Here is a 15749-nt window from a genome sequence, read left to right as displayed (position 1 = left end):
GGAACTAATCAATATTTTCCTTTCGGTTAACAAAATAAGATGACTTCGCGTGGCCTTCAAGTTGAAAATTTCTCGAAAGAATTCTTCTAATCGTTTTCTTTGATTGAATTATTTTACACCAATTATGAATACCATTAGTTGTAATTTTCTGATTTGGAAAAAGAAGTCTAAATTCCATTACACCGCGAAGGACTGCTGCTGTTATATCCTCTTTGTAACCACATTCATTGCATACAACCATTTCTTTATTAATAGTTGTAACAAATGTGTTGCAGCCACCACAGATAATCCCCTTTTCTAGCTGGTCATAGCTATAATCTGGTAGCCGTGTATAAGGTGAGTTTTTTAATTGAATAGAGACTAAATGTTTTGCAAGTTTAAGGTGTCTATCTTTTATGTTCGTTGATTTTTTGTTTAATTTGTCCATAAAGCGATTTAACTGTGATGGAAAAATAATTGAAGGATTTAAGGGAGCCTGATACAAGAAGAATTCGGGGTTAATAAAAATAAGATTCGCTTCGGCCGATATATTATATCCAAAATTTTGAAGCAATCGTCGGAATAAGGATTCGCTTCGTTTAAGCTGAAGTAACGGATTTTTTATCTCATTTCCCGATAATGTGGACCATATATCGCCATCCGTATAAAAATCACCTTCATAGTTTTTTATTTCTAAAAGGTAAACCACATCTGAAGTGATTAGCAATGAATCAATTTGGAAAATGGTATTATTGCTTTCTAGCAATAAATCATTTAGAATCAATCCTTCATTTGAAAAATTCGTCTCAAACCATTTATCAAACTGCTGCTCCCCTATAAATCCCTTTTCTAAGTTCAAAAAGTTACTTCTTTCCTTTTCTGATAAATTCATTCGTATACTTAATGATCTCAAAATCATTAATTCTGCTGATTCAGAGCGCGTTTTTATGATCATACTACACTTCCCCTCTAATTATTTTTCACACTAACTATCAACTATTCTTCAATAGGAACTAAAAAGTCTATCCCTCCATATTTTTTGATCATCTTCTCCTTGTACTCCTCAAAGGACAAATGGAAATTGTCTGAGGGACTGCCGAATTGTATCGTAAATCTCCCGTCTTTAAAGGTAGCTAAAAAACTTTTCTCTTGATCAATTTCGTCCGATGTAAATGCAGTTTTGTATTTTTCTATTTCAGCAGCAGTGATTTCAATATTCAATAAAGTTATCTCTCTACTTCCATCTTTGTTAACTAATAAAAACACACCATGTCCATCCTCCGTATTTTCCCGGTACTCAACTTTATTTCTAGTCGCCTTTCTTATTTTTTTAAAATAGTTATATCCGCATCGATAGCAACAAATAAATTGTTCGTCACTTCTATAATAAAATTCTTCAAACGCAGATCGGCCGCACTGAGGACATTTTACTGCAGACAAATTGGATGCCATTGCATCATCTCCTTTACATAATTGAATAAAATGTCGAATATTAATTTTTTTATGAATGAAAGTAGTGAAAAAGCTAAGCGAATTGAAGTGATTTCAAACAGAAGGAGTTAAACAATCCAAGGTTAAGAACAATTAAGAGGTTTCTATGAAGCTGGTTTTGCAATGGTTGATTTTAAGAGTGGGGGTTAAAAATTGATTAAGAAGAGGGGACATTTTGCCTTAATTTTAATTCTATTCGTAAAATTGTCAAGTCAGTTTCCGGTTGAAGTAGTCTAGTTACAATGCGCAATAAGAGCCAATCCATTAATAAGATTGACTCTAAACAAGTTCATTCACTTAAAGGCATTTCAAAGATTTCGCGAATATCCTCTTCCGTTAGAGCAGGTCCGCTATCATTTGAATCAAAAATCTCTTCGATTAAATCTCGCTTTTTCTCTTGCAGCTCGTTCATTTTTTCTTCAATCGTCCCACGTGCGACAAGCTTGATAACCTGGACAATCTTTGTTTGCCCAATACGGTGGGCACGGTCGGCCGCTTGCTCCTCCACTGCCGGATTCCACCATAGATCATACAGAATCACGGTGTCGGCGCCCGTCAGATTGAGGCCTGTTCCGCCTGCTTTCAAGGAGATAAGGAATAGATTGCGTTCGCCTGCATTAAACCGATTGGTGATTTTTACTCTTTCTTCTGAAGGTGTTTGCCCGTCTAAGTAGAAGAAAGGAAGCCCTTGATGTGCTAATTCTCTCCCGATGATTTGAAGCATTTTCGTAAATTGTGAAAAAATCAGCACCCTCCTGCCAGAATGCATGGATTCCTCTATTATTTTCAGAAGCTGTTCAAATTTTGCTGAGCTGCCTTTATAGCCATCTACAAATAGAGCGGGATGACAGCAAATCTGTCGTAGCCGCGTCAATCCGGCAAGGATTCTTATGCGATTTTTCCGGATGGTTTCCTTGTCGAGGTGCTTCAATGTTTCGTGCCGCAGCTTTGCCAAATAGGCAGCATACAGCTTTTTCTGCTCAGGAAGCAACTCCACTGAATCAACCGTCTCAATTTTTTCAGGAAGCTCAGCTAGGACATCTTCTTTTAACCTCCGAAGTAAAAACGGACGGATCCTTCTTGAAATTGTCTCCCTTGTGAGATGACTGTATTCCTTTAATCCCATGAATAACTCAGGAAACACAACGTGAAAAATGGACCACAGCTCCTCCAACGAATTTTCTACCGGTGTGCCAGTAAGAGCAAAGCGATGATCAGCCTGAATCCTTTTTACCGCTCTTGCGGTTTGTGTAATAGGATTTTTAAAGGCCTGTGCTTCATCAAAAAACACGGTGTGAAAAATTTGTTTTTCATACCACTTGATATCCCTTCGTAACAGCGGATAGGAGGTAATGACAACGTCTATATCCGAAGCATTCTTCTGTAGATTCACTCTCTCAGATTTATTGCCATCGATCACAACAGCTTGTACTTCTGGGGCAAATTTCATGAATTCACTGAGCCAGTTATAAATCAATGAGGCTGGACAAGCAACCAGGACAGGTTGCTTCTTTTCTCGAATAATTGATAGCTCTGATAGTATGAATGTAATGCTCTGCAGCGTTTTCCCAAGTCCCATATCGTCTGCGAGAATGCCTCCAAATCGAAAGCTTGCAAGCGTCTTCATCCATTTATAGCCTTGTTTTTGGTAATCGCGCAATATCGGTTCTACACTTTTTGGCACTTCGATTTCCAAGCTGTCTGGGTTAAGGATATTTTTCAAGAACTGACGGAATGATTCTTCTAATGTAAATACACTGCCTTCATCGGCAGAATCAAGAAGTCGAAGCCCCTGAACAATCGGCATATTCAAGCCGCTTTCTAAATCCTCATTCTGAACCGGAATGGCATGAAGGAAACGTTGAATTTCTTCAAATTCTCTTGCCTCCAACGAGAGCAGTGAACCGTTCCGCAGCCGATAATATTTCCGTTTTTCCTCAAGTGCTATTAAAACTTCACGTATCTGCTTCTCAGGAATGCCATCCATTTCAAATTTGAATTCCAGCCAATTCGTCCGTTCCTTCTTGACCTTCACGCGAATCTGAGGACGTGTATTCTCTCGAAAAATACGATTTCTTACTGCTGTCGTTGCATAAATTTGTACAAGCTTCTGCAGCTTTGGAGCAACATGGTACAAAAACTCATACTCCAGTTCTTCATTATGCAAAAAATAGCCACCCTCTGTTTTAGCAAATGAGCTATCCTCCATAAGCTGCAGGATCACATTTTCTTTCGCTTCATCCCTTATTAACACTGCTTCTTTCTGGATATTCCGATCCTCTAGTGGATTTATGACAATATTTCCATAATGAAACTCCAATCCAGCAAGCAGGCGATTTTTTACACGGTCCAAATATAGCTTGGCAATCAGTGGAATCTGCATAAGCTGATTCGTAATAGATGGAGAGATTTGGACTTCGCCAAGCCTCCTTAAACCTGGTACCACTTTTTCCATGAAAAATTCGAGTTGCTCCTCAAGGATCGGAATTTGATTCGTTCCGGAAATCTCTATCATTTGCTTTAGTTCCGATAGACGCCCGCAGTCCTCCTTTTCTAGCCGGATTAATTTTCCCCTAGATAAAATAGACAGATAGGAATTCAGCACGAGTAAACGATGAAGCCCATTAATTTTTAGTTGATAATTGCCTCTCTCCGTCTTTGTAAAATCAAAATGCAAAGGAGGCAATTCTTCCGAAAGGATAAGGCCTTCATATGTTTCTCCGCCATATTCTAGCTTTACCAATGGTGCTTTTACTAGCAAGGGTAAGAGCCTTTCCCAGGAAGAAGGTGGAATGATCAGCATGCGATTACTGCGATCGAAATGATCTTGGAGTGAGTCAACAAACACTTTCTCATCATGAACGACTTGGATGAGCTGCTGAATAACAGCATCCGATTCCATATGAAAGCAGTGAAGGCTTGAATCATAAGTAAGTGATTGGGAGATTAAACTCGGATCTCCTCCTTTTATTTGCTCAAGGAAATCACGGATATGCTGTACATGGGTCGAATCGATCTTCATTTCAATCCCGAACATGAATTGTCCTTTTCCGATCGAGACGGGTTTACACGTAAATTCCACATCAAGCACTTTCCTGTTTTCAAAATGAAGCTGATGACTGCTTGAACGGATAGGCTGATTATTGAATAGAGACAGCAGCCCTTCTGTCAACGCTTTATTTGTTGTAGAGTCAGACGGATATTCTCTTGGAACTATAGGAGCTGTACCTTGTCGTTGATGCTCATAAATCGCTAGTAAAGTTGCGGCAATATGTTGACAATCCGTTTTGACGGAGGCGAGCGTAGGACAGCTGCAAGCAGTAAGAAGACTGCCGTTCTCATCCTTTTCAATCGTGACATGAAAATCTTCCATTCCACTAACTGTCGCCTCACACCGGGCAGGACTGTAATATTCTAATATAACTTTATTAGCGCGATAAAAAGAGTCCCCTCTTTTGAAGGAGACTGTGCCGCACATTTCTTTAATGATTTTATGATTTATTTCAACATTCAAAGGACTAGCTCCTTCCTAGGGACATCACCCTTTTGCTTAGGAAAAAATGAATTAGTATGACTGTACGTTCATCTTCATTAAATATCGTTATCACGATTGTATCATACACGCAAATGGCTTTTCACTTATCGGGAATGGGTTTCTCACTTCTAAACTAATTTAATAAAACACAAAATATATGAACGGTGTCCGAGACCAACTCATTGACACCCTCGACAAACGGCTAGAAGGGGCATCTTTTAACGAACTGGAGCGAGCCCAGTCCGATATTAAGCAATTAAAGAAAGATGTAGATGCAGACCGCTGCGCCAAGCGCTGGGAGGAAGTACGAGCCACGTTCGAAGCGAACATGAACCGTTTCCCTCTGCTCGGGGAGTACGCCCCGGAGCTGGCGGATTTCAGCCGGTTCAAACTCTTGTTTCCGAAACTGATTTCCGGGGCAAAAACTCAAAAAGTGAAGGAATCCGACCACACGATGGTGAACGAGACGCTGTATGCGTGGAATACCGCCGTCGAGCTAGAAAATGAATGGGGATTACCTCTACAGGATTTCAGTTATTGACCTTGTTCAAACAGAACCCAAGCGTGGAGTTCGTCCAGAGAGAAGGACGATAACTCAAAATCAACGCCGAAGCGCAGAGACAGGCGGAAGAACAGCGCAAAGAACTTGAAGAACGGTCCCGTCTTTTGGCGGAACAGGAGCGACAACGCCAGGTGCAATACGCATCTATTGGCGGACAATACAAGACTATTTTCAAAGAATCGTTCCCTTACTTCATTGAATATCTGTTCAATAACCCGGCCTACCATGACGTGCATTCAAGTGCACAGACGAAAGCCTCTGTCATTTATGACATCATACGCCAAGTAGAGCGTCCGGATTCCGTCGTTACACGGGAAACGGCGAAGGGCCCACAGAAGGTGCTGGATCTCGTCCGCTACATCCTGGATGCGTAGTCTATACAAAAAAGGATTAAATGGTTCAACTGATAATCTGATACAACAACCATATACTTTTTGGTGGGACGCCTCCCATAATGTATAACTGTTGGTGCAGTTATACATTATGGGAGGCGTCTTTTCCAGTACGGGGGGAATATCTTTGGGTTGGTTGGTTGGTTGGTTGTTCGGTTGGTCAAAAATCTATATCGAAACGGAGGTGGGAAGGAGTGGTGTTAATAGGTTAGTGTCCACCTACGTTGCTTCACAATCCTCAGCAATAGGTAAGCGTTTGATGCAATCTCCGGCTTTTCCTCTACTCCGTACGGAGAAAATACCCACTTCGGAACAGTTTCTTAGTGTCCTAAGATTGAAGTCTTTTTTTCTAGCAATCTTTTTACCTCTTTGTGGTTGGAATGGTGTAATATGGTTATAAGATGGTTCTATTCGTAGGATATAAACTACTATGGAGGGGAATAAATATGGTGAAAAAACTCTTATTAATCGCTGTGTTTTTACTTGCATTTACCTCTATGACAAACACTTACGCTTCTACCATCGGAGAAACATCCTCAGATTCATCAACATGTAAGAGTTGCGAGAATAACGAAAAAGGAGAACTTCTCTCTGGACAACTCAAAGATCATTACATTCAAAATGCCATTGAAGATAAAGAGGTTTCAGATTTATTAGAGAATTATAAAGCACAAGAATACCAATTAGTACTTGAAGATTCACAAGTTGGAAAATCTCATGAGGGTATTATTGGTACTACATTGGTATTAGTTAAAAAAGATACGGAAAAAGATCAATATGCTTACATTCTTTACAATGACAATACTGGTCAAGTGAAAAACTTTGATCAAGATCAAATAGAAAAATTAAAAGAAATGAACGAGTCCCAAATCCAGCCCCAAGTTTGTCTTACTTGCATATTGTACTGTGCTGCCTTAGTAGAAATACCAGCAGCCTTTGCAGCTTGTATTGTATTTTGTGCAGGTGCATTCTGCTAAATTAAAAGACTAAACCTTACAAATAGAGCCCTCTTATACCATAAAGGATGTATAACAAATGAGAAACAATAAAATTGTTAGATTCAAAAAAAGAAAAAAGACCACTAAATTAAATTTATCAAAGAAGCAAAAAATATCATTAATTATACTTTTGTATATTGCAGCGATAATTATATTTGTTTTATTCGAGATACTAAGAAGTAAATTTCTTTAAAAGGGGCCTTTTTCACAAATTTCCCTAAATCACACCTTTTTGAAAAAGAATATTCAAGAAATACTAAGTAAAACAAGATGAGCAAAACCGTGATAAATATGAAAAGCGGAAGGTATGGCACCTACCGCTTATTTTTATGTCCAATAGGACCTATATATCAGGGAATGGAGATAGAGAAAAGGTGTGAGGGTAACGAGCCGATTGTACTAAACGTAAACCCGCTCACTCTGTGAAAAATAAGCGGGTATCGTTTTTATACTTACCGGAATTACTCTTTGTTCTTGTCCTGCTCAGATAACGCCTTGCGACTTCGTCGCAAACGTCGGGCATAAGCAGGACTTGTTTGAAACGCCATCGCTTCCCGCTCTGGGACATCAAATTCCTCCCCAGTAAGCGGGTTTCTACCAATACGAGAAGATCGCTTCGATAAGTAGAAACTACCTTTACCATGCAATTTCACTTCATTGCCGTTTTCGAGCTCCTCGCATATGGCATCCCACATGGCATTAAATACGGTCTTTACCGTGTCTTTGTGAACACCGGTCGCCTTAGACGCCATGATTTCGATATCGTTCTGATTACGCACATTCCCGGCGCAATCATCTAGTGTGTTTTGTTTTTCCTGTTGCGTATTGTGTTGTGTATTGTCTTCTTTACCTGTACTCATGTACGTATCACTCCTTACATACTCTCTCTCTAGCTCATAGTTCCGGCCCATCGTTTTCCGGTTCGTCGTCTCGTTCATCGAACCCATAATCATCACCGGCTGTCATCTTCTGATATGTGTGACCCCGACCCCGAACGTAACGATCGTACTGTTTGTCATATCTATTACCCTTGATGTCTTGAGCCATCATTTCTTCCTGTCTGGTCTGCTGATACGACCGGCGCGCATGGGTCTTCACTTCTGGGGCGTGACCCGTGTAGGATAAACCCGCGGCCCTCATTTCACCATCTCTACTAAACCGCTTTAAGCTGTCGCGCTGCATCGCATGCAGGTCCGCTTCTGTCGGTTCCGCAAAGTATTTGGTTTTAATTAGATTAGAGGATTATTATATATTTATGAAGAAATCTAATAAACTATATTAAGAAAGTCTTTTATGAAGGAGAGGATTACATTGAAAAAATATGTTCTGCCATTGCTCATTTTGATTATGGGCTTACTTTATATTTTTATTATTCCGTCTGAGCCTGTTTCCATTAAGATCCTTTTTAAGTTAATTCCGATGTGGTTAATTATCTTCTATGCATTTCGGCAATTTCCCACTCAAGCAAAGAGTACTCATTGGATTCTATTTTTAGGCTTAATATTCTGTATGTTTGGCGACTTCTTGATTCAGTGGTGGTTTGTCTATGGTTTAGCTGCTTTTCTTATTGGTCACCTCTTTTATTTGACTGGATTTTTCAAGAACTGGAGCTTTTCTATCATTCGGTTTGCAATGATTATACCAATCGCTGTTTACGCGTTTATTTTTAGTAAAAGATTGTTAGCCTCAATCATTCAAGATGGTAACAGCGAGTTATTTTTTCCTGTCCTCGCTTATGTGATCATTATTTCTTTAATGGCTTGGTCTGCTATTATGACTGGTGATAAATGGGCCATGATAGGCAGTATTTTGTTTGTGATATCTGATTCCATATTATCATGGAACATGTTCGTATCCGATATTCCGTACTCAAATGCACTAATTATGTCCACATATTACACGGCTCAGTTTTTTATCGCCTCTAGCGTTCGAACACTTTCGAGCAAAGACACACTATATTCTACTAAATATGGAGTTGTTTAAAGTTGATAAACAAAGGGGGGCATTTTTACTCCCGTGTATATGAAAAATAACTAGAGGCAGGTTCCTAAGGATACCTGCCTCTTTTCTACATTTTTCACCGCTGGGCAGCGATTAGCTTTAATACTTCGTCTTTTCCAGGTGCAGCTTGAATGGCACCTTTAGCTGTAGCAGTCAGAGCCCCACTAGCATTAGCAAAGGTAAGTAAGCGCTGATGATTTTCTTTGATCTTCTGACATAGATTATGGATTGTTATATTAAGTGAAAGTAATTCTGATAAAAAACCACCGATAAAGGCATCGCCTGCACCTGTTGTATCGACAACACTTACTGCAAATCCTTTATCTTCATATTTTCCGCCTTTTTTGAAGAAAATAATTGCCCCCTCACAGCCCTTTGTATAGATTACGATTTTGACATGGCCCACAAAAAGAGATTGGATGGCTTCATTTTCATTCTCGATTTCTGTTATGAAGGTTAATTCATCATCAGACACTTTCACAATATCAGCCAGTGGCAGGAATTGGTGTATGGCTAGTCTGCAGCTTTCTGCATTGGGCCATAAAGGAAGCCGCACATTCGGATCGAAGCTTACAATCCCACCTATGTTCCGAAAATCATCAATTACTTTTTTATGGGTGTGTTTCATTGGACTTTCAATTAAATCCACTGAACAAAAATGAAGAAAATCCCCTTCCCGAAACGACTCTGAACTCATCTCATCAGCTGAAAGCAACAAATCGGCAGCATTTTTTCGATAAAAATTAAAGGTTCTTTCTCCAAATTGATCGACAGAAACAAAGGCTAAACCCGTTTCACCCTCATCACTTCGGATAATTTGAGACGTGTCTACATTGTTTTCTTTAAGCACATCGATTAAATAATCCCCAAAATGATCATTCGCTATTTTTGTCAGCATAACCGATTTCCCGCCATACTTTGCAATCGCAATGGCAACATTCATCGGCGCACCGCCAGCCACACGCCCAAAGCCATCCACTTCTTTTAATGATTTTCCCCTTTGAGCAGGGATGAAATCGATTAATGCTTCTCCTATGCAAAAAGCCCTTTTCAATACGTTCACCTCAAATCTAGGAACAAGTATCTTCATATATTGCCAATATATCAAAAATAAAAAACCAATCTATATCACAGAATATTCCTTACATATGCCGGTTCACAGTATTATTTTTCTCCGAATGAATTCTAGCTTTTCGAAAGCCCTGATACGTATCTAATGCAGCAAAGAAAACGCATATGATCATGACACCCAACATAATCTTGCTTTTCAGGTCGAATGAGAAACTAAATAATTTATTCAAATATTCAATAAATTCTGGATTCAGCAAATTTGTATCACTGAATATGACAATGATGGCAATGGACGAAACGATTTGAAAAATCGCATTGAGCCATGCGACTCTTATTGTCCATTGTGCAGTGATCCATTTATAAATGGTTAAGGCTACTTCTAAGCCGATTACGATGACAACGATTGGCCAATAGGAAAGTAAGACCTCATGGTTAAAGGTTGGAGCGATAAATTCAAGACCATGCTCCCCTTTTTCATAAATCCCCAGTAATCTGGCAGCATTAAAATAAAACGTTACCCATATCGCTGTCCATAATAATCCTCCAAATACATTCATCTTTGAAATGGCCTTTTCCTTAGGAATATAAGGAATATCCTTTAAATCATCTGGAGTCCATTCTTTAAAACCAGCTGTTATTGGTACTGTTATTTTCCCATGATCGGTACGTTCCAATAAAGCGAAGACCAGTGTTAACCAGAAAAACACCTGTATACCCGTACTGAAGACATTCCATATTCCTTCTCCTAAAAAGGAAAGCAAAACTTCTAAAAACACTTGATCACCGTTATATGACAAAATGCTATCAACCACTAAGGGAATCGTGGAAATGGCAATCGCTATTGGCAAAATCATTTTTAACAGACTGATATATACATCGTAATAACAGGGGCCAATTAAATGCATTGGTCGATCCGAATAGCCACCAGCAAGAACTGCTGGATTGCCAAGCTTCGATAGTACTGCCTTTACGTTTTGATCCGAATAATCCTCTGGGAGCATATCCTCAATGGTCGAACGCAGCTCAAGCGCAATATCTTCACGATTTTTTTCAGTAAGTCTCCGTGTTACTTCCTGAATATAAAGCTCAATCAGATTCATTTCATTCCTCTCCTTTTAATAAATTGTATAGCTCCTCAGATGTCTTTTCCCATTCCTTCTTCAACTGGTGGAAAATCTTAATTCCATATTCGCTTAATACATAATACCTGCGTGGTCTGCTCTCAGAAGTATCCCAGCTGCTCGTCACTAACTCTTGTTTTTCCAAACGGCGAAGCAATGGATATAAGGTACTCTGGTCAATCGAAATCCCACTCTTCTCCAATAACTGGACAAGAGAATATCCATATTGAGGTGTCTGTAACTGACTTAAAACAGCCAAAGTCAAAGTCCCTCTCCTTAATTCCGTCGTTAACGAATTCAGCAAAGCATCCATTTCGTCACCTCATCATCCCTTTTTGCTATGTGTCATACAGTATATTCTATACTATGTGTCATACAGTATATTCTATACTATGTATCATACACTATTTTAGTTCCAACAGTAATAAAATTTTTATAATATTAAGAATTTATCATTAGACTAAAAAACTTTCAAAAATGCCTATCACTCTTAGAATAATTAACTTGCATGAGTTTCTTTTCTATAGGGAAACCTAATTTTTTAAGCATTACTATTCATTAAACCGGTAAAAGATACTAGTTAGTAATCTGATGGAAACTACTATCTCAACAGTGGCATTATTAAAAAAATTAAGCACATGAATAATTTAATGATAATATAAAAAAATATTTGTTATAGAAACCAACTTAGAAAAGGGAGTAACTGTTTTGAAATTCATTCTATTTTTAGCAGCATTATTCATTATTTTTTTACTGGCCTATATCGCGAGTAATAATAGAAAGGGCATCAAGTTTAAACCCATCTTGATTATGCTTGTCTTGCAGCTCGGATTAGCCTTTCTACTTCTTAATACAAAAGCAGGTCTTTTCATCATTAAAGGGATATCTGGCTTGTTTACGTATCTATTAGCATACGCAGCAGAGGGAATCAATTTTGTATTCGGTGGAATCGCCAATGAAGGAGCAATGCCTTTTTTCTTAAACGTATTAATGCCCATTGTATTTATTTCTGCTTTAATTGGGATTGCACAATATTTGAGAGTCCTTCCCTTTATCATTCATTATCTTGGTCTCATATTAAGTAAGGTGAATGGTCTTGGAAAACTAGAGTCTTATAATGGTGTTGCATCAGCTGTCTTTGGACAATCAGAGGTATTTATTTCTGTTAAAAAACAGCTTCCTTCAATCCCTGAACATCGCCTTTATACATTGTGCACCTCTGCCATGTCAACGGTTTCGGCTTCAATATTAGGTGCCTATATGACGATGATTGAACCGAAATATGTCATTACGGCACTTGTGTTAAATTTATTCGGCGGATTCATGATTGCAAATATTATTAACCCGTATAAAGTATCCGAAGAAGAGGATATTATTGAAATTCAAGCAGAAGAAAAGCAATCATTTTTTGAAATGCTGGGGGAATATATTTTAGATGGTTTTAAAGTAGCGATCATCGTTGGTGCAATGTTAATCGGGTTTGTTGCCCTCATAGCCATGATTAATGCAGTGTTTGAAGCGATCTTCGGAATCAGCTTCCAAGTAGCCCTTGGCTATCTTTTTGCACCACTTGCCTTTATTATAGGAGTTCCGGCTAATGAAGTGGTGGAGTCCGGAACAATAATGGCAACAAAATTATTATCAAACGAATTTGTCGCCATGATGGATTTAGGAAAAATTGCTGACTCTTTATCAAGCAGAACCGTTGGGATTATTTCAGTGTTCCTTGTTTCCTTCGCGAACTTTTCATCCATCGGGATCATTACAGGAGCAGTAAAAGCCTTGAATGAAAAGAAAGGAAATCAAGTAGCTAGGTTTGGCCTTAAATTGCTTTACGGAGCAACACTCGTAAGTTTACTGGCTGCGGCGATTACAGGAATCATGCTTTGATTCTCAATTCATCAATAAGTAAGAAAATTTTTCTTTATCATCGACCGTAATAAAGATTTTAGTTATTTGGAAATTTAATTCAAGGAGAGCCAATAATCTATTCCCAAAAATAGGTTAGTGGCTCTTTTTTGTAGCTTCTTGTTTTCTCCATTTTCTGTGTTATAATATTCCCGGCATAAGTTGAATTGAAATATTATTTACTTCATGCGGGTGGGAGAGGGCAACATGAAAGTGTGATAACAATATGAAAGGAGTTTTTAAGCTTAAGCAGCACGAAACAACGATAAAAAAGGAAGTTTTAGCAGGATTTACGTCATTCTTTTCCATTGTCTATATTATTGCCGTAAATGGAAATATTCTAAAGGATGCAGGAATACCGCTTGAAGCTGGTATCATTGCTACTGTACTTTCTTCATTAATTGGCTGTTTATTGGCTGCATTTATTGCAAATGCACCTTTGATCATCGTTCCCGGAATGGGAATAAACGCCTTATTTACCTATACGATTGTAGGTTCATTAGGGTTAAATTATATGGAAGCTTTAGGAGCGGTTGTCTTATCAGGCATTCTCTTTGTCATTGTGGCCTTTACAAAATTATCCACAATTATCTCAAAAGCCATTCCGCATTCTTTAAAGGAATCGATTACAGTTGGAATTGGTTTATTTATTGCGTTTATTGGCCTGCAAAAAAGTGGAATTATTGTTGGGAACTCGACAAGTTTTGTAGCGCTTGGTGACTTGTCGACGCCGATTGTCCTAGCTTCGATTATTAATCTAATCCTCACGCTATTTTTGTTTTTGAAGAAGGTACCAGGAAATTTTTTAATCAGTATCATTTTAGGTACGATCGTATCCTATTTCTTTGGAATTGTTCATTTATCGGCAATGGATACTAGCTTTATTTCCTTTGAGGACTATAAAAATGTCTTTCTTAGTGCAGACTTTGGAAAGTTAGCGACCCTTCCGTTTTGGACAGCTGCCTTTTCACTCGTTTTAGTGCTTGTTTTTGAGAACATCGGCATCCTTCATTCCCAAGTGAACGGAATGCTGCAGCAGCCTGAAAAAAATGAGAAAGCATTAAAAGCCGTTTCTATTTCTACAGTCGTTTGCGGATTTTTAGGTACAAGCCCTCCTGTTTCAACGGTAGAAACAGCGGCAGGAATTACAGCTGGCGGAAGAACAGGGTTAACCTCTGTTGTCACAGGATTATTATTCCTATCATCTCTATTCTTCATGCCCTTTATTAAGCTAGTACCGGATACTGCAATCGCTCCGATCCTCATTATCATCGGAGGGTTGATGCTGACAAATGTAGTAAATATTGATTTCACTGATTTTACAGAAGCATTTCCGGCTTTTCTTGTTATTATTATGATTCCATTAACATATAGCATTGTGGATGGAATTGCATTCGGATTCATCGCCTACCCGCTGTTGAAAATTTTTACAAATAAACAAAAACAGCTTTCTCTATCAATCATTATTATTTCTATCCTTTTCTTAACCAATTTCCTTCTGCATGCAGTCGGATAAAAGGGAAAACAAAAAAGCAGAATGACATTATCGTCATTCTGCTTATTATTTCAATGAAACTCTCCGTTATTTCATCATTTGCTTCACTAATTCTTGATTCCTCTTTTTAAAAACTTCATTATGTGATGAGACCATTCCAATTTTATGAGCTTTTGGGTCAATAAATTGTTTCGCTTTGTTTACAGCATTTGCTGCATCTTGGAAAGCACCAGCAATTAAATTTAATTTCCCCTCATGCATGAGAATATCTCCAGCTGCGTAAATTCCATCAATGGAGGATTCACTATTCGTATTCCCAGCAATATAATCATTTTCTGCAATTTTAATAGGTAATTCACTGTTTTTAAGTAATGTCGTATCACGTTCATAGCCATGATTAATAATTACCTCATCAACAAGCAGATGAGAAACCTCACCAGTTTCATGGTTTGTCAGCTCTACCCGTTCGATGACCTCATGATTCGGGCTTGCCATGAGCTTTGTTATGGATGAATGAAAGAAACAATCCACAGAGCTGTTCATAAGCTGTGTTACTTGTGCTTCATGAGCTGTTAAGGCATCTTTGCGATATGTTAAATACACCTTTTTGGCGATCGGCTCCAATTCATTTGCCCAATCAATGGCAGAATTGCCCCCTCCAGAGATGATCACTTTTTTATCCTTGAATCGTTTTAAAGACTTTACCGTGTAGTTTAAATTAGACACTTCAAATCTCTCTGCACCTTCTATTTCTAGCTTTTGCGGATTCAATATACCACTGCCAACAGCGATGATAACTGTTTTCGAAAAGTGCTTTTTCCCAGAGGCCGTATGTAAGACAAAAATCCCATCGTCATTGCGTGTGATTGACTCTACCTTCTCATTCAACACTACTTCCGGATTAAAGGTTAATCCTTGCTCTACAAGCTGCTCAATTAATTTTGCTCCCGAAATAGGCGTCAGCCCGCCAACATCCCAAATCATCTTCTCTGGATAGACGTGGATTTTTCCACCCAATTGCGGCTGAAACTCAATCAGCTTTGTTTTCATTTCTCTAAGTCCACTATAAAAAGTGGAGTACAGACCTGCTGGCCCTCCTCCAATTACAGTCACATCAAATAAAGCTTGTTCTTCCATTCCAGTTCACCCCTTTGAAAAAGTGTAATTGATTATCATTTTCAATTAGTTGTTGACAA

14 protein-coding genes are annotated in these 15749 nt (G+C 38.5%); 5 read left to right on the top strand and 9 right to left on the bottom strand.

Going from position 1 to position 15749, the window contains the following annotated elements; all coding sequences use genetic code 11:
* Positions 1-4: 4 nt before the first annotated feature.
* The 3 genes from KHA94_RS07010 to KHA94_RS07000 form a co-directional block, all read right to left on the bottom strand.
* Entirely contained in the window at positions 5-934 is a 930-nt protein-coding gene (locus KHA94_RS07010; RefSeq protein ID WP_213101449.1) for an NERD domain-containing protein, read from the bottom strand.
* A 41-nt stretch (positions 935-975) separates the two neighbouring features.
* Entirely contained in the window at positions 976-1431 is a 456-nt protein-coding gene (locus KHA94_RS07005; protein ID WP_213101448.1) for a hypothetical protein, read from the bottom strand.
* Positions 1432-1759: 328 nt separating this feature from the next.
* Positions 1760-4984, bottom strand: a complete 3225-nt coding sequence (locus KHA94_RS07000; RefSeq protein WP_213101447.1) for a DEAD/DEAH box helicase — start codon at positions 4982-4984, stop codon at positions 1760-1762.
* 178 nt (positions 4985-5162) lie between these two features.
* On the opposite strand from KHA94_RS07000, the gene KHA94_RS06995 reads away from it, so the two are divergent.
* Positions 5163-5546, top strand: a complete 384-nt coding sequence (locus KHA94_RS06995) for a hypothetical protein (protein ID WP_213101446.1) — start codon at positions 5163-5165, stop codon at positions 5544-5546.
* Here the strand turns inward: KHA94_RS06995 and KHA94_RS06990 are convergent.
* Entirely contained in the window at positions 5540-5794 is a 255-nt protein-coding gene (locus KHA94_RS06990; protein ID WP_213101445.1) for a hypothetical protein, read from the bottom strand. The two genes, KHA94_RS06995 and KHA94_RS06990, sit on opposite strands and share 7 nt — an antisense overlap.
* A 611-nt stretch (positions 5795-6405) precedes the next feature.
* Between KHA94_RS06990 and KHA94_RS06985 the strand changes: the two genes are divergently transcribed.
* Positions 6406-6936: a hypothetical protein gene (locus KHA94_RS06985; RefSeq protein ID WP_213101444.1), complete on the top strand. Its 531-nt coding sequence runs from the start codon at positions 6406-6408 to the stop codon at positions 6934-6936.
* Positions 6937-7418: 482 nt separating this feature from the next.
* Here KHA94_RS06985 and KHA94_RS06980 read toward each other — a convergent pair whose 3' ends face one another.
* Positions 7419-7817 (bottom strand): HU family DNA-binding protein, encoded by a 399-nt coding sequence (locus KHA94_RS06980; protein ID WP_213101443.1) that lies wholly within the window; start codon positions 7815-7817, stop codon positions 7419-7421.
* Between the two features lie 451 nt (positions 7818-8268).
* Here KHA94_RS06980 and KHA94_RS06975 point away from each other — a divergent pair, with 451 nt between their 5' ends.
* Positions 8269-8940: a lysoplasmalogenase gene (locus KHA94_RS06975; protein WP_213101442.1), complete on the top strand. Its 672-nt coding sequence runs from the start codon at positions 8269-8271 to the stop codon at positions 8938-8940.
* Between the two features lie 94 nt (positions 8941-9034).
* Here the strand turns inward: KHA94_RS06975 and KHA94_RS06970 are convergent, their stop codons facing one another.
* The 3 genes from KHA94_RS06970 to KHA94_RS06960 all read right to left on the bottom strand — a co-directional run bounded on the left by KHA94_RS06970 (position 9035) and on the right by KHA94_RS06960 (position 11463).
* Positions 9035-10012 carry a carbohydrate kinase family protein gene (locus KHA94_RS06970; protein WP_213101441.1) on the bottom strand — a complete coding sequence of 326 codons (978 nt, stop codon included), beginning with the start codon at positions 10010-10012 and terminating at the stop codon, positions 9035-9037.
* Between the two features lie 88 nt (positions 10013-10100).
* A complete protein-coding gene (locus KHA94_RS06965; RefSeq protein ID WP_213101440.1) occupies positions 10101-11129 on the bottom strand; it encodes an HAAS signaling domain-containing protein in 1029 nt (342 codons plus the stop codon).
* A gap of 1 nt (position 11130) precedes the next feature.
* The gene (locus KHA94_RS06960) at positions 11131-11463 is read right to left on the bottom strand and encodes a PadR family transcriptional regulator (RefSeq protein ID WP_057772569.1); all 333 of its coding nucleotides are present in this window, start codon (positions 11461-11463) and stop codon (positions 11131-11133) included.
* A gap of 395 nt (positions 11464-11858) precedes the next feature.
* On the opposite strand from KHA94_RS06960, the gene KHA94_RS06955 reads away from it, so the two are divergent.
* Both KHA94_RS06955 and KHA94_RS06950 read left to right on the top strand, forming a co-directional pair.
* Complete coding sequence (locus tag KHA94_RS06955; RefSeq protein ID WP_213101439.1) at positions 11859-13040, top strand: NupC/NupG family nucleoside CNT transporter; 1182 nt, start codon at positions 11859-11861, stop codon at positions 13038-13040.
* Between the two features lie 244 nt (positions 13041-13284).
* Positions 13285-14574, top strand: coding sequence for an NCS2 family permease (locus KHA94_RS06950; RefSeq protein ID WP_213101438.1), 1290 nt, complete (start codon positions 13285-13287; stop codon positions 14572-14574).
* A gap of 66 nt (positions 14575-14640) precedes the next feature.
* On the opposite strand, the gene KHA94_RS06945 is transcribed toward KHA94_RS06950, so the two are convergent.
* Positions 14641-15690, bottom strand: a complete 1050-nt coding sequence (locus tag KHA94_RS06945; RefSeq protein ID WP_213101437.1) for an NAD(P)/FAD-dependent oxidoreductase — start codon at positions 15688-15690, stop codon at positions 14641-14643.
* Positions 15691-15749: the final 59 nt, after the last annotated feature.

Source organism: Cytobacillus citreus (assembly GCF_018343665.1).
Taxonomy (GTDB): domain Bacteria; phylum Bacillota; class Bacilli; order Bacillales; family Cytobacillaceae; genus Cytobacillus; species Cytobacillus citreus.
Note: the sequence above shows the minus strand (reverse complement) of the source record. Positions and strands in the feature narration are given on the sequence as shown.

What these genes read in the sequence shown, in the direction of transcription:
- KHA94_RS07010 (WP_213101449.1), bottom strand. Translation starts at nt 934, where the DNA reads ATGATCATAAAAACGCGCTCTGAATCAGCAGAATTAATGATTTTGAGA.
- KHA94_RS07005 (WP_213101448.1), bottom strand. Translation starts at nt 1,431, where the DNA reads ATGGCATCCAATTTGTCTGCAGTAAAATGTCCTCAGTGCGGCCGATCT.
- KHA94_RS06995 (WP_213101446.1), top strand. Translation starts at nt 5,163, where the DNA reads ATGAACGGTGTCCGAGACCAACTCATTGACACCCTCGACAAACGGCTA.
- KHA94_RS06990 (WP_213101445.1), bottom strand. Translation starts at nt 5,794, where the DNA reads ATGGTAGGCCGGGTTATTGAACAGATATTCAATGAAGTAAGGGAACGA.
- KHA94_RS06985 (WP_213101444.1), top strand. Translation starts at nt 6,406, where the DNA reads ATGGTGAAAAAACTCTTATTAATCGCTGTGTTTTTACTTGCATTTACC.
- KHA94_RS06980 (WP_213101443.1), bottom strand. Translation starts at nt 7,817, where the DNA reads ATGAGTACAGGTAAAGAAGACAATACACAACACAATACGCAACAGGAA.
- KHA94_RS06965 (WP_213101440.1), bottom strand. Translation starts at nt 11,129, where the DNA reads ATGAATCTGATTGAGCTTTATATTCAGGAAGTAACACGGAGACTTACT.
- KHA94_RS06960 (WP_057772569.1), bottom strand. Translation starts at nt 11,463, where the DNA reads ATGGATGCTTTGCTGAATTCGTTAACGACGGAATTAAGGAGAGGGACT.
- KHA94_RS06950 (WP_213101438.1), top strand. Translation starts at nt 13,285, where the DNA reads ATGAAAGGAGTTTTTAAGCTTAAGCAGCACGAAACAACGATAAAAAAG.
- KHA94_RS06945 (WP_213101437.1), bottom strand. Translation starts at nt 15,690, where the DNA reads ATGGAAGAACAAGCTTTATTTGATGTGACTGTAATTGGAGGAGGGCCA.